Annotated in this window: 20 protein-coding genes, 1 tRNA gene and 1 CRISPR repeat array; of the genes, 13 read left to right on the plus strand and 8 right to left on the minus strand. The window is 48.3% G+C overall.

Annotation, left to right across the window (positions count from 1 at the left end):
- Window positions 1–409: 409 nt before the first annotated feature.
- Window positions 410–616 (minus strand): hypothetical protein, encoded by a 207-nt coding sequence (locus H6G00_RS07525; protein ID WP_190679903.1) that lies wholly within the window; start codon window positions 614–616, stop codon window positions 410–412.
- Window positions 617–815: 199 nt separating this feature from the next.
- On the opposite strand from H6G00_RS07525, the gene H6G00_RS07530 reads away from it, so the two are divergent.
- Window positions 816–1,202, plus strand: a complete 387-nt coding sequence (locus H6G00_RS07530) for a hypothetical protein (RefSeq protein WP_190796279.1) — start codon at window positions 816–818, stop codon at window positions 1,200–1,202.
- 51 nt (window positions 1,203–1,253) lie between these two features.
- Window positions 1,254–1,433 (plus strand): hypothetical protein, encoded by a 180-nt coding sequence (locus tag H6G00_RS07535; RefSeq protein WP_190644327.1) that lies wholly within the window; start codon window positions 1,254–1,256, stop codon window positions 1,431–1,433.
- A gap of 29 nt (window positions 1,434–1,462) precedes the next feature.
- On the opposite strand, the gene H6G00_RS07540 is transcribed toward H6G00_RS07535, so the two are convergent.
- On the minus strand, window positions 1,463–1,711 hold the full coding sequence (locus tag H6G00_RS07540; RefSeq protein ID WP_190644367.1) for a DUF2584 family protein: 249 nt from the start codon (window positions 1,709–1,711) through the stop codon (window positions 1,463–1,465).
- 320 nt (window positions 1,712–2,031) lie between these two features.
- Between H6G00_RS07540 and H6G00_RS07545 the strand changes: the two genes are divergently transcribed.
- The 3 genes from H6G00_RS07545 to cas12k all read left to right on the plus strand — a co-directional run bounded on the left by H6G00_RS07545 (window position 2,032) and on the right by cas12k (window position 6,942).
- Window positions 2,032–3,735 carry an NAD(P)H-quinone oxidoreductase subunit 4 gene (locus tag H6G00_RS07545; RefSeq protein ID WP_190644328.1) on the plus strand — a complete coding sequence of 568 codons (1,704 nt, stop codon included), beginning with the start codon at window positions 2,032–2,034 and terminating at the stop codon, window positions 3,733–3,735.
- Between the two features lie 460 nt (window positions 3,736–4,195).
- Window positions 4,196–4,732: a TniQ family protein gene (locus H6G00_RS36565; RefSeq protein ID WP_190796280.1), complete on the plus strand. Its 537-nt coding sequence runs from the start codon at window positions 4,196–4,198 to the stop codon at window positions 4,730–4,732.
- Between the two features lie 98 nt (window positions 4,733–4,830).
- Entirely contained in the window at window positions 4,831–6,942 is a 2,112-nt protein-coding gene (gene cas12k, locus H6G00_RS07555) for a type V CRISPR-associated protein Cas12k (RefSeq protein ID WP_190796281.1), read from the plus strand.
- A gap of 469 nt (window positions 6,943–7,411) precedes the next feature.
- Window positions 7,412–7,744: a CRISPR direct-repeat array (repeat unit 37 nt; unit sequence GTCGCCACGGTTTTTTCCGCTTGAGAGGGTTTGAAAG).
- Window positions 7,745–8,107: 363 nt separating this feature from the next.
- Here cas12k and H6G00_RS07560 read toward each other — a convergent pair.
- The 3 genes from H6G00_RS07560 to H6G00_RS07570 all read right to left on the minus strand — a co-directional run bounded on the left by H6G00_RS07560 (window position 8,108) and on the right by H6G00_RS07570 (window position 11,238).
- Window positions 8,108–8,178 (minus strand) — tRNA-Gly (locus H6G00_RS07560).
- Between the two features lie 99 nt (window positions 8,179–8,277).
- On the minus strand, window positions 8,278–9,369 hold the full coding sequence (locus tag H6G00_RS07565) for an energy transducer TonB (RefSeq protein ID WP_190796282.1): 1,092 nt from the start codon (window positions 9,367–9,369) through the stop codon (window positions 8,278–8,280).
- A gap of 84 nt (window positions 9,370–9,453) precedes the next feature.
- The gene (locus H6G00_RS07570) at window positions 9,454–11,238 is read right to left on the minus strand and encodes a serine/threonine-protein kinase (protein ID WP_199318372.1); all 1,785 of its coding nucleotides are present in this window, start codon (window positions 11,236–11,238) and stop codon (window positions 9,454–9,456) included.
- Between the two features lie 717 nt (window positions 11,239–11,955).
- On the opposite strand from H6G00_RS07570, the gene H6G00_RS07575 reads away from it, so the two are divergent.
- The 3 genes from H6G00_RS07575 (at window position 11,956) to H6G00_RS07585 (ending at window position 14,299) form a co-directional block, all read left to right on the plus strand.
- Window positions 11,956–13,386 carry a form I ribulose bisphosphate carboxylase large subunit gene (locus H6G00_RS07575; protein WP_190644352.1) on the plus strand — a complete coding sequence of 477 codons (1,431 nt, stop codon included), beginning with the start codon at window positions 11,956–11,958 and terminating at the stop codon, window positions 13,384–13,386.
- A 97-nt stretch (window positions 13,387–13,483) separates the two neighbouring features.
- The gene (locus H6G00_RS07580) at window positions 13,484–13,900 is read left to right on the plus strand and encodes a chaperonin family protein RbcX (protein WP_190644353.1); all 417 of its coding nucleotides are present in this window, start codon (window positions 13,484–13,486) and stop codon (window positions 13,898–13,900) included.
- 54 nt (window positions 13,901–13,954) lie between these two features.
- The gene (locus tag H6G00_RS07585; RefSeq protein WP_190644354.1) at window positions 13,955–14,299 is read left to right on the plus strand and encodes a ribulose bisphosphate carboxylase small subunit; all 345 of its coding nucleotides are present in this window, start codon (window positions 13,955–13,957) and stop codon (window positions 14,297–14,299) included.
- 114 nt (window positions 14,300–14,413) lie between these two features.
- Here the strand turns inward: H6G00_RS07585 and H6G00_RS07590 are convergent, their stop codons facing one another.
- Together H6G00_RS07590 and H6G00_RS07595 are read right to left on the minus strand one after the other, a co-directional pair.
- A complete protein-coding gene (locus H6G00_RS07590; RefSeq protein WP_199318373.1) occupies window positions 14,414–15,811 on the minus strand; it encodes a serine/threonine-protein kinase in 1,398 nt (465 codons plus the stop codon).
- Window positions 15,812–15,826: 15 nt separating this feature from the next.
- On the minus strand, window positions 15,827–17,116 hold the full coding sequence (locus tag H6G00_RS07595) for a serine/threonine-protein kinase (RefSeq protein WP_190796284.1): 1,290 nt from the start codon (window positions 17,114–17,116) through the stop codon (window positions 15,827–15,829).
- A gap of 412 nt (window positions 17,117–17,528) precedes the next feature.
- Between H6G00_RS07595 and H6G00_RS07600 the strand changes: the two genes are divergently transcribed.
- The 4 genes from H6G00_RS07600 (at window position 17,529) to H6G00_RS07615 (ending at window position 20,926) form a co-directional block, all read left to right on the plus strand.
- Window positions 17,529–18,938 (plus strand): ribulose bisphosphate carboxylase small subunit, encoded by a 1,410-nt coding sequence (locus H6G00_RS07600; protein ID WP_190796285.1) that lies wholly within the window; start codon window positions 17,529–17,531, stop codon window positions 18,936–18,938.
- Between the two features lie 88 nt (window positions 18,939–19,026).
- The gene (locus H6G00_RS07605; RefSeq protein ID WP_347278159.1) at window positions 19,027–20,262 is read left to right on the plus strand and encodes an MFS transporter; all 1,236 of its coding nucleotides are present in this window, start codon (window positions 19,027–19,029) and stop codon (window positions 20,260–20,262) included.
- A 57-nt stretch (window positions 20,263–20,319) separates the two neighbouring features.
- The gene (locus H6G00_RS07610) at window positions 20,320–20,547 is read left to right on the plus strand and encodes a hypothetical protein (RefSeq protein WP_190796287.1); all 228 of its coding nucleotides are present in this window, start codon (window positions 20,320–20,322) and stop codon (window positions 20,545–20,547) included.
- Window positions 20,537–20,926 carry a PIN domain-containing protein gene (locus tag H6G00_RS07615; RefSeq protein ID WP_190796288.1) on the plus strand — a complete coding sequence of 130 codons (390 nt, stop codon included), beginning with the start codon at window positions 20,537–20,539 and terminating at the stop codon, window positions 20,924–20,926. Before H6G00_RS07610 ends, H6G00_RS07615 begins: the two co-directional genes overlap by 11 nt.
- Before the next feature lie 17 nt (window positions 20,927–20,943).
- Here the strand turns inward: H6G00_RS07615 and H6G00_RS07620 are convergent, their stop codons facing one another.
- Window positions 20,944–21,870 carry a LysR family transcriptional regulator gene (locus H6G00_RS07620; RefSeq protein ID WP_190796289.1) on the minus strand — a complete coding sequence of 309 codons (927 nt, stop codon included), beginning with the start codon at window positions 21,868–21,870 and terminating at the stop codon, window positions 20,944–20,946.
- 89 nt (window positions 21,871–21,959) lie between these two features.
- Here H6G00_RS07620 and H6G00_RS07625 point away from each other — a divergent pair, with 89 nt between their 5' ends.
- Window positions 21,960–22,703, plus strand: a complete 744-nt coding sequence (locus H6G00_RS07625) for an SDR family oxidoreductase (protein ID WP_190796290.1) — start codon at window positions 21,960–21,962, stop codon at window positions 22,701–22,703.
- Window positions 22,704–22,735 lie beyond the last annotated feature (32 nt).

A 22,735-nucleotide genomic window follows, 5' to 3' on the forward strand; every position in this document is an offset into this window, starting at 1 on the left:
TGAGCTCTTCCTCACTCTCTTTAATCTCTAGCTTGTAAACTCCTGCCATATTCTACCGTTGAACCCTCTACAAGCTTTATACCATCTGTCGCCTTACTTTGGAGAATTGGTATAAATGTCATTTTCTACTAATTCTGAATAAACAATCGGCAGCCTGTAGCTCCCCTAATCTGTCAAGTAACGGCAGGACTTTCAGAAATATTTAGAATCTATAGGGTCTACAGACTGCCTAGCTGGTCTTTAAACTGTTTGTTTTCTGCTTGCAGAGCTTATCACGCTGCTCCAGTTCTTTAATTCGATCGGTTTGCTGCTTCACGGTTTGCTCTAGCTCTGCTTGTGATAGATATAAAGAGGGATCGCTTGTTGACCATTGCGCCAAAACATCATGTAGATCAGCCCCTCATACTCGTCAGTGCCATTCTGGAAGTCGCGAAGAACTTTGTATGACTTCCTGAATGACGAGGGCTTCCATTTGCTGAGAACGACGCAGAATTAGCCGCTGGTTCTGACCAAATGGGGCTGTTTTCACAGCTTGTCCAGAGGTCTTAAATAAAGGAACCCCAGACTCTAAAATTAGATGATCGGAGCAAAACTCATCCCAGAGGGTAGTTCCCATACGTCTTCTTAATCTCTGCTCTTGCAAGATTAGAGTGCCCAAGCTTAGCTAGTGCTGTTTAATCTTTCAGCAAATCGAAATCTCAAAATTGCTGAAGGGCGATCGCTCTCACCTTGAAGATGACAGCATTGGAAGAAAGAGCAGCCATGCCGCAATTGCTAGAATCCTAAAGTAATTAATCATCATTGACGATCTCACTTTGAAGCAGAAACGCTCAAAATCTTTGCTGTTAGCCTTACTCAACTCGCTGTCTGATTTTGATGGGGAGCTATCTGAGGACGCTATAAAACTGTTGGATGAGCTGAAAACTCGATCGCACGCTCTCCCTCCCTTATATGCCGATGTGTTTGCCCTGCCTGATTCAGCGACCTGTGCAGATCTGGTCGATCGCATTACTTCCCTTTCTCAAGAGCGGATTGCGATCGCCAGTTATGCGTTTCAAATCTTTCGCTACTATGAGCAAATTTTGGGAGCAAATCTCGGTGATGGGTCGTTGCAACAGAAGGCAGCTTATGAGTCACAGGTGGAGCGGATTCGCCTTTCGGTGGCTCGAACCAAAGCAGCGTTGGCAGAATCTCATGGGTAATGGGTAGAAGAAACACTACAATGAACGGCTAGCAATCATCAGGAACTACCAATGACTATGTCTGCCCTTAACCGTCAGCAATCCGATCGCCTGATTCAACACGTTAGCGGAGTTGAGCAACTGTTAACCGAGCTGGATGAGGAAGGAGCGGAGGAAGTTCTGGATGAACTTTATATGCTGATTACCAAGCTCTTTGACCAGTTTCCGCAGCTTGATAAGGACGAGGATTAACAATACTACCCTCATTGCTGCTCCTTACCCTACTCTTTGACAGGAAATGGTGAATGATAAATTCTGTCAATCTTAAACTCTAGACTCGTTACGCCTTGTTCCCAGGTGAGTTTAGTAATGATGGCATCTGCGTAAGCAATCCATTGATCGTTTACTAGGGAAATTGGTACATCGATCGGGAAAATTCTGTAGCTTTCTTTTTGAGCTTGGTAGGTTTTACCCTTCTCTAATTGATCTGGATAGCCCTGAGTAGGCAAGAGTTTAACAACAGTTCTCATTATGGTCTTCAAATTAGAGGTTCCGCGCCCAGTGGTCGGGCTTTCTTTCAAAATTAGAATTGCTACATAGCAACAGTTCTAATTTTGGTTTTTAAGCCAGAGAGTCTTGCCAGGGGAAAGCCTGGCGTTGGCGAACTTTTCTCTAAAATTCTGGGTTGTGCTGGGTCTGCAATCTCAACAGCGCATGAAATCATTCAGATAGATTTATCCCTATGCATAGATCGATTTGCATAGACTCATAGCCAAAGTCCTATAACTAATCTGCCGCAAAGTCTAGTAGGATTCTCTCATCAGAGGTTAAGTATTTATTCCTACTTGCTATGGTGACCGTTCAATTCCCCTGGCTAACCACGCTCGTTCTGCTCCCGCTGGTTGCCGCTCTACTCATTCCATTGCTGCCCGATAAAAGCGGCAAGCTGGTGCGCAGCTATGCCCTCGGTGTCGGGATTATAGATTTTGTGCTAATGTGCTACGCCTTCTGGACACATTACGATGCCAGCAGCGCTGCGTTCCAGATGGTAGAAAAATTCACCTGGATTCCGCAGCTGGGGTTGAACTGGTCCGTTTCAGTAGATGGACTGTCTGCTCCTCTGGTGCTGCTGGCCGGATTGGTGACCACTCTCTCCATGTTTTCGGCTTGGCGAGTCGATCGCAGGCCCAAGCTGTTCTATAGCTTAATGCTGGTGCTGTATGCCGCTCAAGTGGGCGTCTTTGTTGCCCAAGATCTGCTGCTGTTCTTCGTCATGTGGGAGGTCGAGCTGGCTCCAGTCTATCTGCTGGTCTGTATTTGGGGTGGACAAAATCGTCGTTATGCCGCTACAAAATTTTTGATGTACACCGCTGCCGCCTCTATCTTCATCCTGGTTGCGGCTCTGGCGATGGCTTTCTACGGCGACACAATTACCTTTGACCTGGCAGACCTGCAGCTGAAAAGTTTCCCTCTGGCCCTGGAACTGCTGCTGTATGCCGGACTGCTAATCGCCTTCGGCGTCAAGCTGGCTATTTTCCCCTTCCACACCTGGTTGCCTGATGCACATGGCGAAGCTTCCTCTCCGGTATCAATGGTGCTGGCAGGCGTGCTGTTGAAGATGGGCGGATATGGGCTGATTCGTCTCAACCTCGAACTTTTGCCCCATGCTCACATCTACTTTGCGCCGGTTTTAGCCATTTTAGGAGTCGTTAACATCATCTACGGTGCTTTGAACTCCTTTGCTCAGGTCAACATGAAGCGCCGCTTGGCCTACTCGTCGATCTCACATATGGGATTCGTCCTGCTGGGCATTGCCTCCTTCAGCGATATCGGCATGAGCGGTGCCCTGCTGCAAATGGTCTCGCATGGCTTGATCGCCTCAGCGCTGTTCTTCCTGGCAGGTGTGACCTACGATCGGACTCACACGATGATGATGAATCAAATGGGCGGCATCGGTCAGGCTTTACCAAAGGTCTTTGCTTTGTTCACGGCTACTGCAATGGCTTCACTGGCGCTGCCGGGCATGAGCGGCTTTGTTAGCGAGATCGCCGTTTTCGTAGGGTTGGCCACCACTGACATCTACAGCTCAACCTTCCGCATCGTCACCGTTTTGCTCTCTGCAGTGGGATTAATCCTGACGCCAATCTATCTCCTCTCCATGCTGCGGCAGGTGTTCTACGGCTCCGGTGCAGAGCTGGCGTGCGACATTATGCCCTCTTGCGACTTAAGCGATGTTGACTTGAAGAACCAGGGGAATGAGGAAGCCGCCTGCTTTGGCACCAACTGCGAGCTGCCTGTGAACGCTAAATTTGAGGATGCCAGTCCCCGAGAACTATTTATCGCGATCTGCTTCTTAGCGTTGATTATCGCGATCGGGGTCTATCCTAAGTTGGCGACGCAGATGTATGACGTGAAGACTGTCGCGGTCAACGCTCAGATGCGTCAGTCCTATCAGCAGATTGCTCAGGAGCATCCTCAGATCTATGCCAAGAGCTTCTGGAATTCGACTCTCTCAGAATCCCAGACGGCTCCAGTATTAGGCATTGTCAAGTAGAGTGCTCCAGCCAGAAATTCTCATTTCAGGTTTTGCTAACAAAATCAAAGGGTTTCGCGCCCAACGAGCGCAGAAACCCTTGGTTCGATTCCAAAATTAGAATTGCTGAGAGTTTGAGGATGCTATTGACTTGACACGGCATTCCCATATTTTCAGGCTCTTGGTTCGTTAAACAGTTAGAACTTGCTTTGCTGCGACTTCCATCAGGGTAGCGCTGCTGTCTCGTGCAAACCAATGGCTTGATGAATTTCTGCAATGGCAGCAGGAATCAGACCTACTCTATGAGGACGTGTTGAAAAGGTTATATGACAAAACGTCTGGTCTGACTGGTCCACTGTATGAAGTGCTTCGACAGATTGCCATTTGCGCTTTGAAGAAGGGCTTGTCCACGCTTGATGAGCAAACAACGCTTGAGGTTTTGCAAGGGCAGTTCAAAGCATACGTGGGGTAGAGATGCCTTATGCATGATGGAACCTCATCAGAGACAGCATCCGAAGATTCTTGGGTTTGGATTGCACAGATTGAACCCTACGAGGGTGAAAGCATTAGCCATTATTTTGGTCGATTCCGACATCATGAACTAAACAGTGTTTCTGCTCCAACGCCTCTTAGTGATGCAGCAGGAATCGGATTTGCTCTATCCCGTTGGGAAAAGTTCCGCTTCAACCCATTTCCTAGTCGAAGGGAACTTGCAGCAATGGCAAAGCTGGTAGGGCTGGACGCTGAAAGGTTGCTTGCCATGTTCCCGCCGAAAGCTATACCAACCGTCAACCGTTCTACTCGCTTGTGTGGAGCCTGTTATGCCGAAGCGCCTTATCACCGGATGGAATGGCAGTTTGAAACAACTAAGGGATGCGATCGCCATCAACTTCGTCTCATTTCTAGATGCCCTGCTTGTTGTGAGAAAATCTCACTGCCCTCAGAGTGGGACAACGGGCAGTGCTCAAAATGCGGAATGAAGTTTAGAACAATGGCAAAGAAGCAGAAAAGGTACTGATTTTAAGGACGCTGTTCATTAAATCTTGAAACGGAAGATGTCTTGCACTTTTCTCGCTCAACTAGTACATTTGCACTATTAAATATTTGAGGTTTGTCGTGAGCATCAAAACTATCCGTTGCTCATTGTGTACTGATGAGGCAACCCGCAAATTCTTTTGGGAGGAAATGGTTGCATATACGCTTTTGGTCAATGCTCTCTTTAGAGCGGTTGCAGAGGATGACAAATTCAAAGAGTGGCAAACCAAAGGATTTGTTCCTGACGAATCGCTTAAGAAGATGATCGAATCTTTCAAGAAACACTCTAATTCTAAAAAGCTACCTGGTCGCTTCTATAATTCGGCAGCTCGGATGACTCAATATGTCTACAAATCCTGGTTTAGTTTGCAAAGACAACGCTACTTCCGAATGCTTGGCAAAAAGCGATGGTTAGACATCGTAAAACAAGATTATGACTTAGAGAAAACAACAGACTTCAGCTCAGAAAACATTTGTGCTAGAGCACAGGAGATTTTGGAGGAATCCGGCTCACAACCTGTGGAGTCAAACAATAGAAAGCCAAGGCGTAAATCAGCAAAATCAAGTAATTCTTTGCTGGGTGAGTTACTTACTCAATTCGAGTCTACAAGTGACACTCTCGTCCAACGGGCAATTATTCACCTACTCAAGAATAATCTACAAGTGAGTAATGAGCCTGAAGATCCAGAAAAGTTGAAATTACAGCTTGAGAGCAAACAAATAGAAATAGAACGGCTTGAGGAGCAGCTTAAAAGCTGTTTTCCAAAAGGAAGAGATCCAACAGGTGAAAGGTTTGCTGCAATCCTGTTGGATGCTGTCTCTCTTCCAAATGGTGATGATGCAGATTCTATTGCTGAAGCACTGAGTGAGTGGCGACAGCAGAAGCCTATTAATTTTTTTAATACTCTCCCCTATCCAGTTTTGTGGGGTAGTGCAGACGAATTTATCTGGTCAACCGAACCTAGAAGTAGTTCAACAAACCCAGAACCTTCTGTAGAAACTTCTTCAAAGAAGCGTAAATCCAAAAAGAAAAAGAAGTCTGTATCGGACAAAATTTGTTTTCGGTTTAGTCGGCTTAGAAGTTTTGTCTTTAAAGTTCAATGCGATCGCCGTCAACTTCCAGTATTTCGCCAGTTTCTAGCAGATTATCAAGCTAATGCTTCGGCTCCCAAAGAAGAACATTTTTCTTCTTCGTTGTTTACCTTGCGATCTGCTCAGCTTATTTGGCAGAAAGACACAAATAAACGTAAAGAGAAGAAATCGGATAAGTCTCAATCCCACACGCCTGATCAACCCTGGGCAACGCATCGTCTTTATCTGCACTGCACGATTGATACTCACTTCTTGACTGCCGAAGGAACAGAAGCTGTTAGAGAGCAGATCAAGCACAAAGTTGCTAACAGTTTAAAGGAACAAGATAAGGTATCTGACCAGGAGGTTGAACCGTTAGAGTTGACTGAAGGACAGAAGGGGCGTTTGAAAGCTAAGCAGACCCAACTAACTCGTCTGGAAAATCCTCACCCACCACGCCCCAGCAAACCTAACTATCAAGGTGATCCCCTGATTACCGTTGGAGTTAGTCTAAGCCGTCAGGTGCCTCTTACCGTTTGCGTAATCGATCTTAGAACTGGAAATGTCTTAGAGAACCAGACCACCAAACGGCTGCTGACCATTCATGGAATTAAGGCAAAAAGAGGTAAACGCAGCGCTCTACAACTGAGACTGGAGCATTGGCGGCTGGTAAACAAGCTAAACCTGCGAAGGCAGCGGAATTTACTTCAGCGCAAGGAGGAACAAAAGCATGACCAATATCGAGAGAACAACGATGAATCAAACTTAGGCATTTATATGGAAAGACTGCTGGCAAACAGGTTAGTGCGCCTCGCCATAAAGTCGAATGCTGGTAGCATTGCTGTACCCAACTTAAAGCATATTCGCGAAATTATCGAAAGTGATATTCGAGCCAAAGCGAAGCATAAATTCCCGCAAAAGAAGGAACTTCAAGATCAGTACGCTAAACAACTCCGAGCAAGCTTTCATCGCTGGAGCTATAGCCGATTGGTGCAGTTCATTCAAGAGTGTGCAACTAGTCAAGGTATCCCAGTAGTTAGTGGGCAACAACTTAAACAGGGATCGCTACAGCAGAAAGCAGTAGAGGTTGCAATGTCTGCTCACCGGCTCCCAGCGTTGTGAACTTGACAGAATCTTGAACCTTGACAATGTAATATTTTCCCAATAGCGCGCCGGTCTTTCGAGGACAGGTGTAAAGTATGGAGCAGTTTAATTGCTTTCCGCTCCAGGTAGTTGTCCGTTTCTTTTGTAGAGTTTCTCTACAAATAGGGTGCAGGGTCGCGCCTAGCATCAAGAAGCAATGTTTTCATAGCAGTGGTTGTGAGCCATTAGTTATGAGGATACAGTCATACGTGTCGTGGCAGCTACTAAATCGCCTCCGAGCAAGGAGGAATCCTCTAATATTTTTGGCAAACCGAAGTGAGGACAAAATCCCCAATACCTTTGCCAAAAGTGAAATCCCTGCTGTTGAAGACTTTTGAACCTTCAGGTCTAAAATTTGTATTTTCCTTGAAAAAAGGAATTTTAGATTGAAGACCTTTGCCAAAACAGCTTTGGAACAGTCGGCTGCGTAGGGGATTTAGCGGTTAGAGTCGCCACGGTTTTTTCCGCTTGAGAGGGTTTGGAAGAAAAATGGAAACCCTAGCCCTGATGCCTCATGGTTCGTCGCCACGGTTTTTTCCGCTTGAGAGGGTTTGAAAGCCTGAACTGTTAGTGGATGACGTGAAAGCTGATGTTGTCGCCACGGTTTTTCCGCTTGAGAGGGTTTGAAAGACTTCCCAAATGGCTTTTACTGATAGGTCTTTTTCATCGTCGCCACGGTTTTTTCCGCTTGAGAGGGTTTGAAAGGCGGCAGAGTTGGCACAAAACCAGCGGGAAGGGCTTGTGGTCGCCACGGTTTTTTCCGCTTGAGAGGGTTTGAAAGCATGGCGAACAAAACCCTGCTGAGCAACCACTATGGCTCTTTCAGCTTCAACTGGTTGATATGTGAAATGCTGACTTAAATCTCTTAATCCCTTACAGTAGTAGGCTTAATTTTTAGAGGATTGAAAGAAACCTTAGCCTTCCAAGGTTTTCACAATATTTTGTCACTCCAAACACGTAATTTGGACTGCCTGAATGTTTCCGTTGAAGGGATTTGGACATTAATTGTTTAAAACCGTTTGGAACGCACAGAATTAGTGACGATAAACGCCTTTGACCTTGAGAAGTACGCATCTTCGTTGGACTTGGACACTAATCTTTTAAAAGCGGACAAATAATCGTTTAAAGGACAAAAGGACATTTAAGCGGGTGGGGGGAATCGAACCCCCATCATTAGCTTGGAAGGCTAAGGTTTTACCACTAAACTACACCCGCGCGATTACTAACAGATTGAATGTGAGGAACGATCGCTCTATCTCATTCCGTCTTTGATTCTACGCCTAGACTAGGGTATCACACATTGATTCAAGTTTGCTATTGAATTGAACTGATAGTAATTGTGACTTGCTGGTTGTCACTTGCCCAGGGCTCTCCATCTCGTAAGGCAGGGTTAAACTCCAGCCAGTTTTGGACCAGGCACACTGCAAGCTGGTCGTAGGCATAGCTGCCGCTGCTCGCGTTGCCCACCTGGGCATCGGAAACCTGCCCGTTCGCCTCTACTGTGACATGAACCTCAACCGGAGTGCCTAAGTAGGGATTTGCTTCTGCTAGATACTGAGCGTACTGCTCCTGTGGGGTCAGGGCTGTTTCCATTCCCGGTTCAACTGGGCAGCCGAAGCTAGTTGGGTCAGGCAGGCGATCGCGCCCCGGCTTTACTGTAGCGATCTGAGTCGGGACATCAAAGGGTCTATCGGGTCTTTGGTTGACAATAGCACTTGTGACCCAGCCCGTAGGGTTAGCATTGGAATCTACCGTCACTCCGGGTAGTCCAGGATCACTCGTCGGTGAAGTGAGGTTTGCGTTTCCTCCCCCTTCAGCGACAGCAGAATCATCAACAGAAGCAGGATCAGTCGTCGCATTGTCAGGAGTGTCCGGATCTGGATCAGCCTCGGTTGAGCCAAGATTTTCTGGTGGAGTGGAATCTGCAGGTTGCTCTGGCTCGGTTAGAGGGGACGGCACCGGATCGGGAGAGGCTTCAACTCGCGGTTCAACGGGTGGCTCTGGGATGGGTTCTGGTGACGGTTCAGGAATGGGTTCCGGTGACGGCTCAGGGATGGGTTGCGGGTCAGGAGGTGGAGCTGAAAACGCTTCAATCGGCGGAGTAGTCGAGGAAGGTTGAGGCTCAGGCTGCTGAGCAATGGCATTAGATTGAGGAGCGTTGGGGGCGATCGCCACGGGATTTGTAGCTGCTGGGTCAATTTCGACTAGATCGATTGCCACGGGGTCAAGCTGAGGTTCTTCCCCAGCACGCCGACCTTGTAGAGGCAAAATAACTACTGCCAACAGCAAGTGAAACAGAACTGACCCAGTTGCCACCGCCAGCCACAAATTAGGCGGATCTGTGTGTCGCCGTCTTTTGTCCGTTATTAGCAATTTGGGTTTAGGGGCTTTAGTCAATCGTGCCATGCGGGGGGTGTAACCGTTGATGCTCCCAAAGTGATCATAGCGAAGGGATCTAAGCAGATAGAGCAGATAGAAACTTAAAACTCCTCATCGCCAACCAAGCCGACGCAGGCAGGGGACAAAAACATAGTGGCTAATCCCTAGACAGCTTCCCAAAGCAAGGCTAAGGAGACAAAAAAACAGCAGACATGCCCAAAAGCTCATGCCGTTTGAGTATGCAAAAGGCGGAAAGGCGACTGAGAAGACTTGCCACAGGTCGTTGATGAATGGAGGGTTGAGCCACACCAAACTAGTAATAAATGGAGTCAAGCTGACGGCTGTAATAAGGGCATAGAGCAGGTGATGGCTAGGCAAACCCAGCCCTAGAGTTAGCAATGTAGGAGCGATCGCCACAAATACTGCTAACCCCGTCCCCGTTCCTTGGGTGCTAGCAAACTGCAAACCCACCCAACCGAGTAAATAGCTCAAAATTCCAGTGAATCCTGAGACAATTCCTCGTCGCCGCTGTCTAAAGCCGCCAGCTGCGGTCAAGCCGAGGGCAGTTCCCAGTCCAGCTAAGCCAAACATGAGAAACCCCGGCTCAACCTCTAGTGCGAGATCAGGAATCCAGCGAACCAATTGTTTAGATAGCAGTTCAGCTAAATTAGTTCCAACAGGCGAACCATAAGCCAGAAAAAAACCAACTGCCGTGCCAATGCCAGCCCCAGCTGTCGCTAAAGTGGTGCTCCAGCACGTGTCAAGGACTGCCCTGAATGTCCAAACGGTGGCTTGAAGGATGGCAGTGGCGATCGCCACAATTCCCCGCTTTCCCGCTTTAATTCTCTTCTGCAAAGCTGCAACAACTGGATTTTTTGGGGTCGTCAACCCCATTGCTGCCCTTCCGTGAGCCGCAACAAACGGCGCAATTTTGTGTAACTGCAGTCGAACTTCCTCAGTTGACTCAGGACGACGCTGCGGATTTGCCCGCACCAACCGATCGAGCAAATCCGCGAAGTCAGGGTTTACCTGTACCAGATTGCGCCAGCGCAGTTCTCCCGTAATTGGGTCTTCCAGTTGCACCGGATAGCGTCCCGTCAGTAGGTGAATCAGGGTTCTACCCAGCGCATAGAAATCAGCTGACGGTTGAATGTCGCCTCCTTCAACTTGCTCTGGGGGACTGTAGCCCGGAGAAACCAGACGGGTAGAGCTAATTGAGCGATGGACTGGCTGCGTGTGCATTTGTTTTGCCCCACCAAAGTCGATCGCCACCAGTTGCCCTGTTTCTAACCGCACCATGAGGTTTGCAGGTTTTAAATCACGATGCACAATTTGATGCGCGTGCAGTTCTTGCAGTATGTCGAGGGCTTGATAGAACCAGTTCACTACCCAGGTTTCTGGGCAGCCATGCGGATGCTCCTCCAGAATGCTCTGCAAGGTTTGCCCGTTAATTTTTTCCATCACCAGGCAAGGAATCGTTGTGCTGATGGTACGCGGGGAGGCGTTTTGAGAAAAGCCTGAAGAGTTTGCCTCACCTTGGCTTGTAGCGATCGCCCGTCGCTCTACCGCCACTTCAAAATAGTTTCCTGGCTCCACCTTGGGTATGCCCGGATGGTTTAACCTCGCCAACACTGCCGCTTCCTGCTCAAACAATTCCCGTGCTTTGGGTGCCTGCTCAACTAAAACTTTGAGAACTTTCTCTGTGCGTGACTGCGAGTCGTAAACCGCATAAGTAACCGCGAACCCACCTGACCCCAAAATTTGCAGCGGCAAATAGCGCCCTCGCAATTGCAACATCGACCCGCAGCGCTGGCAGAACCGATTGCCCCAAACCTGACAAGGCTGGGAGCAATCTGGATTGATGCAATAAATCGACACCGGAGCAGGCTGGGACACGGGCGATCGCTAGGGAAAAGACACAAATATCAGCATCTAACTTCAAACTGTAGCGCTCAACCCCTGTCAACTGACAAATCTCCCACAATGCATCGAGGTATTCATGAGCAGCACTGTAGGGTGGGTGAAGCATCGCGGAATCTAATGAAATTCACGTCAGAGTTGAGTTTCACATCGTCCCACCCAACCCACGTTAGAAGATTTGGCAACTGAAGCCGCAGCTAGAAAAACGAAACCTGGTAACGACGGTATCCTTTTCTTCTCGTCTAATTTCTATTAAGAAATCTTTACCTTGCTAAAAGGGCATACACCAAGATATGCGCATAAAACATTGCGATTGGTAAACAAAAGCCTGGATATTCTTTATCAAGTTAATAATTTTTGATTATCTGTTAGAAACATAAATGGTCGTTATAGATAAGCAAAGAAGTTCGGAAGTTTACCTTATGAAATTCCTGATATATTTTTTAAGAACCCAATCGGTCGCGGTAGTCGGAAGAAGAGGAGTTGATTATCAGTTTTGATCTAAGCCCTGCATTACGGCCGACTTAAGACGACCGACCAAGATTGTTATTTGCATGTTATTTGCAAGGTTACTGTTTGCATTGCTGTCTGCTAGTGCTTCTTGACGTAGTTTGTGTCGCTTAACTGAGATGATGTTAAGCAGCAACGGGTTCTTAGTTGTCTAGAGCTAATTGATTCACAGGAAGGGAAACGATGTCTTATTCTCAAACACGAACTCAGACGAAATCTGGGTATAAGGCTGGGGTTCAAGATTACAAACTGACTTATTACACCCCAGACTACACACCTAAAGATACAGATATTTTGGCGGCTTTCCGGGTTACGCCTCAGCCTGGTGTTCCTCCCGAAGAAGCTGGCGCGGCGGTTGCTGCTGAGTCTTCTACAGGTACCTGGACAACTGTATGGACTGACCTGTTGACCGACCTCGATCGCTATAAAGGTCGTTGCTATGACATCGAGCCAGTTCGGGGCGAAGACAATCAGTTCATCGCTTACATCGCCTATCCACTAGATTTGTTTGAGGAAGGCTCTGTTACCAACATGTTGACCTCGATTGTAGGTAACGTGTTCGGTTTCAAAGCGTTGAAGGCACTGCGTTTGGAAGACCTGCGGATTCCCATTGCTTACCTCAAGACTTTCCAAGGACCTCCTCACGGTATTCAGGTTGAGCGCGACAAGATCAACAAATATGGTCGTCCCCTATTGGGCTGCACGATTAAGCCTAAGTTGGGTCTGTCTGCTAAGAACTACGGTCGGGCAGTTTATGAGTGCCTGCGTGGTGGTCTAGACTTCACCAAAGATGACGAGAACATTAACTCTCAGCCATTCCAGCGTTGGCGCGATCGCTTCCTCTTCGTTGCAGAAGCCATCCACAAAGCTCAAGCTGAAACCGGTGAAATCAAAGGTCACTACCTCAACGTCACCGCTGCAACCTGCGAAGACATGCTAGAGCGGGCAGAGTTCGCCAAAGAGCTGAAAATGCCCATCATCATGCATGACTTCTTGACCGCAGGCTTCACCGCCAACACCACCCTGGCTAAGTGGTGCCGTGCGAATGGCATTTTGCTCCACATCCACCGGGCAATGCACGCCGTAATTGACCGTCAAAAGAACCACGGAATTCACTTCCGGGTACTTGCTAAGACCCTGCGGATGTCTGGTGGTGACCACATTCACACCGGAACCGTCGTCGGTAAGCTAGAAGGCGAGCGCGGCATCACCATGGGCTTCGTTGACCTACTGCGTGAAAACTATGTTGAGAAAGATCCCTCTCGTGGTATCTACTTCACTCAAGACTGGGCTTCTATGCCTGGTGTAATGGCAGTAGCTTCCGGTGGTATTCACGTTTGGCACATGCCTGCACTGGTTGAAATCTTCGGTGATGACTCCGTACTTCAGTTCGGTGGTGGTACTCTCGGACACCCTTGGGGCAACGCACCAGGTGCAACTGCAAACCGGGTTGCTCTAGAAGCTTGCATCCAGGCACGGAACGAAGGCCGCTCCCTGGCTCGTGAAGGCAACGATGTCATCCGTGAAGCCTGCAAGTGGTCGCCTGAACTGGCTGCGGCTTGCGAACTGTGGAAGGAAATCAAGTTTGAATTCGAGGCAGTTGATACCGTCTGATCAGTTTTGAATGATGAGTTTTGAGTTTTGAGTAGGGCCGTTGCAACTCAAAACTCAAAGCTTAAAACTCAAAGCTCCCTTACAGGCTGGTGTCAAGATGGATCTCAAACAAGTTGCGAAGGACACAGCCAAGACAATCACAAGCTACCTGACTTATCAGGCTGTGCGGACGGTTGTGGCTCAGCTTCGAGAGACGAATCCTCCACTTAGTGTTTGGTTGCATGGATTTTCTTCAACTGGAAAAATTCAGGATGGAGAAGCCTACCTTCAAGAACTGTTGGATGCAAACCAGCAGCTTGCCTTTCGCGTGATGACGGTAAGGGCACACCTGGCAGAAGAAATCGCAGATTTTTTGCCAGAGATGATTCGTACCGGCATTCAACAGGCAAATATGGAGCATCGTCGCCAATATCTGGAGCGAGTCACGCAACTGAGTCCATCGGAACCGCTATCGATCGCCGAACCGCCCATTGATTCAGAATTAGAACCTGATGATGCGGATGAGGCTGTTTAATGGCTGGCGATTGGTAAATATTTAGCACTCAATCCAAAACCTACCGAAACAACCATGCAAACTCTACGCAAAGAACGTCGTTACGAAACTCTTTCTTACTTGCCTCCTCTGAGCGATCAGCAAATTGCTAAGCAAGTTCAGTACATCCTCGATCAGGGCTACTTCCCAGCGATCGAATTCAACGAAACTTCTGAACCAACTGACTACTACTGGACCATGTGGAAGCTACCCCTGTTCAACGCAGGTAGCGTTCAAGAAGTTCTACAAGAAGTAAACGAGTGCCGCAACGCTTACCGTGACTCTTATGTCCGGGTTGTTGGATTCGACAACATCAAGCAGTGCCAGGTTCTCAGCTTCATCATCCACAAGCCAGGTGGCGGCAATAACTACCGCTACTAGGATTCGGATGTTCTGATGCTTTGTTCCCAGGTTAGGTTTGGGAACGAGATGAATTAAATCATTTTTGTCTTATCTAAACGGGCAGAGAATGCATAACTGTATTCTTTGCCCGCTTTACTGTTTGTCTGGTTCTACTTTCAACCATGTCCTGAGTTCGCGGATTAGCCACCTAGCCTCGTATTCGGTTAACAGCCCAGAGAGAAGCAGATGCTTTTCATTATTTACCCAAATTTTTAGACAAGGTTTTTTGCTTAACTCTGTTTCTGGGTAGGAATAGAAGAAGGACGAAGTAGAGACTAGGTCAAACTCAACGTTTGTTTTATGTTTCCCCGCTCCTAAATGTCTACGCCGCTTCCATCCGAACAGTTCATGGGTGATAAAAATAGATTCTTTGCTAACGCGCAGGCGAGTCTTTTTGAATGAAGCGCGAATCAGGGCGATCGCCAAAAGTCCTGATAATGCGATCGATATAAACTGCACAAGAAGAGTAAATTCTCCTGGGTAAGTTTGGTGCTGAGGAAGCCAAAACCACCACAGAGGAGTATTCAGCGCTAGCAACGAGAGCTCTTTCAAGCCTACCCCTTCAGGTGGAATCAAAATTTCTAGAAAATCAGGAGTTTTCGTGACAACGATGTCACTTCCAGGTAAGTAGCTCGTTGTTTCTGATCGAAAGGTCAGATCAGAACGGTCTGGGATTTGAGGCTTGAGATAGGCAGTCTCTAATGCGAGTAAAGCTTCTTCAGCAGAAGCTAGACGGCGATCAAGGCTGGGTTCTGTGAGGCGCTCTAGCCAGTCTGCAAACGTGGAATCGAGCGTTACTGCCTGACGAAAGTGAATTCGAAAATCGTCTTGGGATAGCTCTGTTGGGTGCTGACCTGTCACTAAAAAAATTAACGTTGCTCCCAAACTATAGAGATCTGACGCTGGTACCGCTCGTCCGCCAAATTGCTCTGGAGGCATGTATCCATAGGTTCCAACAACAGTAATAGTGCTTCCCTCTTTTGCAGCCAGGGTTTGCACGGACCCAAAATCAACTAAATATGCCTCTCCGGTGGAATGTCCAGAACGATTGGTCAGCAAAATATTGCTGGGTTTGATGTCTCGATGAACTACAGGCGGAGACTGCTGATGTAGATAGATCAAAACCTCAAGTAAAGCCTTAGCTAACTGTTTCACGTCGGCCTCGCTAAACGTTCGCCCAGCTTTTAAGTGCTCCTCTAAAGACTTTGCCTCCACGTAGCTCTGCACTAGGGCAAATCCTTTGTAAGCAGGTGAATCAATATCTAAATAGTCAAGATAGCGAGGAATAGCTGGGTGAGAAAGCGTTTGCAGAATGCTTGCTTCTCGTTCAAATAGTTTTAGGTCTTGCCACTGAAACTCCTTTCCGAGCGTCAGCAGTTTGATGACGACTTGCGCTTGAGTTTGTAGATCGCGTGCTAAAAAGGTTTGTCGCCCAGCCCGTTTGCCAAGCGGCTTTTGGATTTCGTAGCGTCCATGCAGTATCTCGTTCAAGTTACTCACTCCTTGTCATAGACTCTCTCGCTGATACCATCGGGCAAAATCTCGACTGGCTAATCCTGCTGCCAGTCCTGCAATCACAGGGACAGCTACTATGGTCAGGAAAAGCGTGTAAGCCTCAAGAGCAGCAGGTGTCAGTCCCCAAATAAGAGCAAGTGTGCTAACTGCGATCGCCAGCGTACTGGTATTTCTGACAAATCGCTGATAGCGACGGGCACGCTTAAGTGGATAGAAATAGAGGCGAGTCAAGAGCCCAAGCAACAGTCCATTCAGCATTCCTAGCCCTAACCCGACAAACCCACCTATTACAAAACCTACAAACGTTCCAACGAGTGGAAGGATGCCAGTGCCAAAGTATGCGCCTAGCAAGGAACCTGCAACAAGCCCTGTTTTACTGTTTTGTAGAAGCGCATTTACGATCAATTTAGAAGTCCCAATCACCCTCCCGTCTAAAACTGGAACATCATAATGATGTTTCGATTGCTTCAGAGCAGCTAAAGCGACCTGAGCAGAGGCAAACCGCCCCTTGAGTGTTGGTTCAGTCATCTGTTTTAGCCAGACCGCAAAAGCAGGACTGAGTTGGGCAAAAGGCTCAAACTGAATGCGTAAGTTTTTTTGAGGCAAGTCAGCAGGGTGTTTTCGAGTTGCCAGAGCGATCGCCGTTGCGCCTACTCCATACAAATCAGAAGCCGGAAGCGCCCGCCCACCAAACTGCTCTGGTGGCATATAGCCATACGTTCCAACCACTGTGACGGTTCGCCCTTCTTGAGTCGCTAGCGTTTGTACAGAACCGAAATCTACCAGGTAAACTTGTTTGATTCTGTTGTTGGAACTGTTGCCAGTGCGATCGCCCAAAATGATATTGCTCGGTTTAATGTCCCGATGAATCACGGGTGGGTTGCGTCCGTGTAAATATTTGAGAATTTCTAATAGGGACTTCACCAGCTGTTTGACTTCAGCCTCACTAAAAGTGTGTCCTGCCTTGAGGAAGTGGTCGAGCGATCGCCCCTTCACATAGCTCTGGATTAATGCAAACTGTTTGGCATCTGGTAAATCAATCTCAAAAAAGTCAAGATAACGCGGAATGCTGGAATGAGACAGCGCCTTCAGCGTTTCCGCTTCTCGCTCAAATAGCTTCAAATCATCCCACTCAAAATCCTGGTCAAAGGTCAATAGTTTGATGACAACCTGTTGGTTTTCTTGGCGGTCATAAGCCAGCAACGTTTGCCTCCCAGCATTCTTTCCAAGCTGCCGCTGAATCTCGTAGCGTTGTTGAAGCAAACCAGAAGTGTTGTCCATGCTTTACCTCTTGCAGCAAGCTCCCCCTTCATTTTCCAGCTTCATCTCAAACTCTTGAATGCTTCCGCCTTTGTCAGTAATCAACCTTAATCTATCTGCCAATGTATGAGGGTTGGACGTGATGAACACACCAATGGAATTGCAATCCTGCTAGGTGAAGAGGTAATCATTTGACTTAATTGCGATGGCGATATAACTATCTCGTGACAAAATCCAATTTTTGAAGCGATGACCGTAGTAGTTGCCTGTGCTTTCCAACCAATCCTTGATAGCCAAATCTGATGTGACCAATGAGAAAAATTTTGGGTTGTGTCGAAGCATTTGATCTAGGCTATTGATGGAGCGTTCAGTTAGTCCTGCTGTATCCCTGCGAACAAAATGGGGGATACGTTGGGAAGGGTTAAACAGATTTATGTCAAAGTACTACATTTCACCCCGCTTTCTTGACAAGTTAGCGGTGCATATCACTAAGAATTTTCTGAATTTGCCCGGTGTTCGGGTGCCGCTGATTCTAGGAATTCACGGGCGCAAGGGCGAGGGAAAGTCATTTCAATGTGAACTGGTTTACGAGCGCATGGGTATCGAGGTGGTACACATGTCAGCAGGCGAACTGGAAAGCCCTGATGCGGGCGATTCGGCGCGTTTAATTCGCTTGCGCTATCGAGAGGCAGCGGAATTGATTCGGGTGCGGGGCAAAATGGTCGCCCTGATGATCAACGACTTGGATGCTGGGGCGGGTCGATTTGACGCGACGACGCAGTATACCGTCAACACACAGTTGGTTAACGGTACGTTGATGAACATTGCCGATAATCCTACAAACGTGCAGCTTCCGGGCAGCTATGACTCTACGCCGCTGCATCGAGTGCCAATTATTGTCACAGGAAATGACTTTTCGACGCTCTATGCGCCGTTAGTGCGGGATGGGCGAATGGAGAAGTTTTACTGGGAACCTGATCGCCCCGATCGCGTTGGTATTGTTGGTGGCATTTTTGCTGAAGATGGATTGCCTCAGTCTGATATAGAGCAGCTAGTTGATACATTTCCAAATCAGGCGATCGACTTTTTTGGTGCATTGCGATCGCGCCTCTACGATGAACAGGTCAGAAAATTCATTCACGAAGTCGGGTTCGATCAAGTCTCACTGCGTGTCGTCAACAGCAACGATCGCCCCCCCGAGTTCCAAAAACCCGACTTCAGCCTGTCACACCTGAAAGAGTTGGGCAACGAGATGGTGATAGAGCAGCAGCGCGTTCAGCAAATGCGTTTGGGGCGGGAATATTTGGGCAGAGAGTACAACGAAACTCGTCGCGATGACCAGACGCAGCTATCAGAGACTTCTGCAAACGCCACCCGGCAAAACTGGTCATCCTCTGATCGCCCAGAATCAAGTCGCTCAACCCCCGCTTCCTCGAACGGTCACAGCGGCAATGGTAGTTCCGGTTCTCCCAGTTCTTCCAATTCCTCTAATTCCTCTAGCATTCACTTTGACCCTCACACTTCGACTCGACTCCCTCGTGCAGCTTCCTACGAAGGGTCAAGTTCTGGTTCCAGGCTGGGTCTAGAGATGGTGCAGCAGGTGCGCGACATTTTGAGGAGCGGGCAAAAGCTAGGAATTGAGTTTGTTAGCGATCGCCGTTTTCGCACGAACTCCTGGCAAAGCTATGCCACAGTTCAAGGGAACGAAGCAGAGGCGATCGCCGCCCTCGAAGCTTGCCTCAACGAACACGATCGCGACTACATTCGCCTGGTGGGAATCGACCCCAATGCCAAGCAGCGCGTGCTAGAAACGATCATTCAACGACCCAACGGCAGGAACTAGTGATGACCCGATAGCAGGAAGTAGCGATCGCTCCACCCCTGGGATGATTTTTGTCCATACAATCTTCACTCCCAGGGACGCTTCAACCGTGAATCAGGCAAAGAAAAACGTATCGCTGCTGGTCGCCTGTCAAGCATTGGCGATGACAGGCAGCATTATTCTGTTCACTATAGCGGCCCTGGTCGGTGTTTCTCTAGCGGCAGACAAGTCTCTTGCCACGCTACCTCTAGCACTGTTACAGCTTGCAACGATGTGTGCAACTATTCCAGCGGCACTACTGATGCGGCAGGTTGGGCGACGTTTAGGGTTTATGGTCGGAGTGCTGATTGGGACATTGGGGGCGGGACTGGGCGTTTTGGCGATTTTCCAGTCTAGTTTTAGCCTGTTTTGTTTAGCAACGCTGATATTTGGCTGTTTCAACGGATTTGTGGGCTACTACCGATTTGCGGCAGCAGATGCGGCAACTGAGGCATTTCGCAGTCAGGCTATTTCTTTTGTGGTATCGGGTGGAATTATTGCTGCGATCGCTGGCCCAGGATTAGCCATTTGGTCAAAAGATTGGTTTGTTGAACCATCTCTCGCAAATGAGCCACTGCTTAATCAAGCTGCTTCGGCTGAATATGCGGGCTGCTTGGTGATGATTGTGATTCTGCAAATCGCGGCACTGGTTTTGCTCAGCGGGATTGATATTCCGCCTTTATCTGAGCAAGAGCAGCAAAAGAGCGGGCGTAGTTTGGGGGCGATCGCCCAGCAACCTGTTTTCATCGTCGCTGTCTTTGGCAGCATGTTGGGCTATGGGCTGATGGCGATGGTGATGACGGCTACCCCTTTGGCAATGGTTGCCTTCTCTCACTCCTTCGAAACGGCAGCATCAGTGATTCAGTGGCACGTACTGGGGATGTTTGTACCGTCACTGTTTACCGGATTTCTAATCGCCCGGTTTGGCACCTTGAGAATTATTCTTGCCGGAGCCATTCTCAGCAGTTTATGCATTGCCATCAACCTAATGGGAACAGGGGCACTCCACTTTGGCGTTGCCCTCTTGCTGCTGGGAGTCGGCTGGAACTTTATGTTTGTTGGCTCCAGCACCCTGCTCACCCAGGCATACACACCAGTAGAACGGGCAAAAACTCAGGCAATGCATGATTTTTTGATGTTTGCCTTCGTCGCCTTCGCCACCTTCCTCTCTGGCAGACTTTTGGAGAGTTTTAGCTGGGCAGTCGTCAACTACATAGGGCTAGTGATGATTTTGATTGTGCTGGTGGCGTTGGGGTGGTTTCGGCAGCAGCGGGGGGCGATCGCCAAAAGTCATAGCACGCTCTAACTCACTGCTTCCCATTCATCTGGTGCAGCAATGTAGGATGGTGGAAAGGAGGACAACATGAACATCGCTATCATCAACGAGGTAGTTGAGCAGTTGAAAATCATGCCACAGCATTTGCAATGGCAGGTGCTTGAATTTGCCCGGTCGCTAGTCAAGGTTGAAATGCAAGGTACGCCAGGACAACAGCTACTGCGTTTTGCAGGTTCAATTCCTCCCGACGATCTGCGGTTGATGCAAGAAGCAATTGAGCAAGATTGTGAACAAATAGATACTAGTGAATGGTAAGTATTTGCTTGATACCAACATCATCATTGCTCTCTTTGCAAATGAAGCGATTGTCAGGGACAATCTTGCTCAAGCAAACGAAGTTTTCATTCCCAGTTTTGTGATTGGTGAGTTATGCTACGGTGCAAGAAAATCAGGACGAGTCCAAGCAAATTTAGCCAGAGTAGATGAATTTGTTTCTAGCAGCACAATATTGGGGTGTGATGCTGAAACTGCTCGGCAATACGGGGAAGTCAAAAACAAGTTGAGGCTCAGAGGTCGTCCGCTACCTGAAAATGATGTTTGGATCGCGGCCCTTGCACTACGACATGACCTGATTCTGGTAACACGCGATGCCCATTTCCAGGAGGTAGACAACTTGCAAGTAATTGCATGGTGAGTACTGCCTCCGCATTGTTATTCATGATCAAAAGTTTTGCACACCGTTCTAACGGCATCGCGTAACCAACAGACTGCCTCATCCCGATCGCTCAATTTGCTCCACACCATTGAAACTGTCCAGGGCTTTGTTTTGACTGGAAGTTCAAATAGCTTCAATTGGTAAGTATCTGCCATCCGCAGAGCAAGGCGATGGGGGACTGCGGCAACTAAATCACCGGCTGCGATCGCACACGGCAAAATCAACATGTGAGGGGTCGTCAAAGCAATCCGACGCGCTAAGTTCTGCCCATTCAGCGCTTGATCAATTGCACCGATGCTGTCTCGCCGCAGCGTGGTCAGCGCATGAGATAGAGACGCAAAGGTTTCCAAATCCATTGTTCCATGCTTTAGAGCGGGGTGCCCCAGACGGGCAATTCCGACAAATCGTTCTGTAAAAATAGGCTCCCAGTCGGTTTGGCGAGGCGGGTTTGGAAAAACCCCTAACGCAACTTCGATCGCCCCTTGTTCTAACAACTCACCTACGTCGTCTTTCTCATAACCAATCATGTGAAAGTTGATGGACGGTGCAGTTCGACGACTAAACTCCAGTAGCGGCGGCACCAAAACCAAACTGCTGTAATCTGAACTGCCGATGGCAAAGGTGCGATCGCTAGAAACTGGCTCAAATGACTGGCTCGAAGTTACGGTTTGGCGAATCTGTTGCAGCGCTGCCAAAATGCCGGGAGCGATCGCCTGTGCTTTGAGCGTTGGCTGCATCTGTCTTCCCAACCGCACAAACAACTCATCTTCAAACAAGATCCGCAAGCGATTCAGCGATGCACTCATGGCAGGTTGCCCAATCTGAAGCTGTTCGGCAGCTTTGGTCACATTGCGCTGCTCCATTAGAGCTTCAAAGGCAACCAGCAGGTTTAGATCAATCGCTGCCAGATTTATTGATTTCATTGATACTATTCATCTCAAAAATCATCTTGCTCACTAGTTTAGAGGTTGATACGGTGGCGGTGGAGCAAATTCACCCGCATTAACGACCTATGACCCAGAGAGTTGCAGTAGTTACGGGTAGCCATAAAGGACTGGGATATGCGATCGCCCGCCAATTGACACAAAAAGAAATTCAGGTCATCGTGACCAGTCGCAAAGAGCAAGACGGTCGCGCAGCTCAACAGCGACTATCGCAGGAAAACATTCAGGTAGACTTTCACCCTCTGGATGTGACAAGCGACGTAAGTGTGCAGCAGTTCACCACCTGGTTACAGCAAACTTACGGCAGAGCTGACATTCTGGTTAACAATGCCGGAATTAATCCAACGGCACAGCCAGAAGAAGCCAGTCTGCTCACCGTTCAGCTAGAAACGATGCGGTCAACCTTTGAAACAAATGTGCTGGCAGTTTTTCGTATCACCCAAGCCCTGCTGCCATTCATGAAAGCCCAAAATTACGGGCGGATCGTTAACGTCTCAACTGAGATGGCTTCTCTCACGTCAATAGGTGACGATTTCTTCTATCCGTTAGCTCCTTCATACCGCCTCTCAAAAGTTGGAGTGAATGGACTGACGGCAATCCTGGCAAAGGAGCTTCAAGGTACAAATATTCTGGTTAATGTTTATTCTCCTGGCTGGATGCAAACCGATATGGGCGGTTCCAGCGCACCATTTACTGCTGCTGAAGGAGCCGAAACTGCCGTGTATCTGGCAACCCTGCCAGAAGGTGGCCCACAGGGTAAGTTTTTTGCGGAAATGCGGAAGTTTGGAGGAGCGATCGCGCTTCCCTGGTAATTCACCTTGGAATCAAAACACGACACAACGAC

It is taken from the genome of Leptolyngbya sp. FACHB-541, assembly GCF_014695875.1.
Taxonomy (GTDB): Bacteria; Cyanobacteriota; Cyanobacteriia; order Elainellales; family Elainellaceae; genus JAAUTN01.

Coding starts and splice junctions, on each gene's coding strand:
- H6G00_RS07525 (WP_190679903.1), bottom strand. CDS start 616: ATGGGAACTACCCTCTGGGATGAGTTTTGCTCCGATCATCTAATTTTA.
- H6G00_RS07535 (WP_190644327.1), top strand. CDS start 1,254: ATGACTATGTCTGCCCTTAACCGTCAGCAATCCGATCGCCTGATTCAA.
- H6G00_RS07540 (WP_190644367.1), bottom strand. CDS start 1,711: ATGAGAACTGTTGTTAAACTCTTGCCTACTCAGGGCTATCCAGATCAA.
- H6G00_RS07545 (WP_190644328.1), top strand. CDS start 2,032: ATGGTGACCGTTCAATTCCCCTGGCTAACCACGCTCGTTCTGCTCCCG.
- H6G00_RS36565 (WP_190796280.1), top strand. CDS start 4,196: ATGCATGATGGAACCTCATCAGAGACAGCATCCGAAGATTCTTGGGTT.
- H6G00_RS07565 (WP_190796282.1), bottom strand. CDS start 9,369: ATGGCACGATTGACTAAAGCCCCTAAACCCAAATTGCTAATAACGGAC.
- H6G00_RS07575 (WP_190644352.1), top strand. CDS start 11,956: ATGTCTTATTCTCAAACACGAACTCAGACGAAATCTGGGTATAAGGCT.
- H6G00_RS07580 (WP_190644353.1), top strand. CDS start 13,484: ATGGATCTCAAACAAGTTGCGAAGGACACAGCCAAGACAATCACAAGC.
- H6G00_RS07585 (WP_190644354.1), top strand. CDS start 13,955: ATGCAAACTCTACGCAAAGAACGTCGTTACGAAACTCTTTCTTACTTG.
- H6G00_RS07595 (WP_190796284.1), bottom strand. CDS start 17,116: ATGGACAACACTTCTGGTTTGCTTCAACAACGCTACGAGATTCAGCGG.
- H6G00_RS07600 (WP_190796285.1), top strand. CDS start 17,529: ATGTCAAAGTACTACATTTCACCCCGCTTTCTTGACAAGTTAGCGGTG.
- H6G00_RS07610 (WP_190796287.1), top strand. CDS start 20,320: ATGAACATCGCTATCATCAACGAGGTAGTTGAGCAGTTGAAAATCATG.
- H6G00_RS07620 (WP_190796289.1), bottom strand. CDS start 21,870: ATGAAATCAATAAATCTGGCAGCGATTGATCTAAACCTGCTGGTTGCC.
- H6G00_RS07625 (WP_190796290.1), top strand. CDS start 21,960: ATGACCCAGAGAGTTGCAGTAGTTACGGGTAGCCATAAAGGACTGGGA.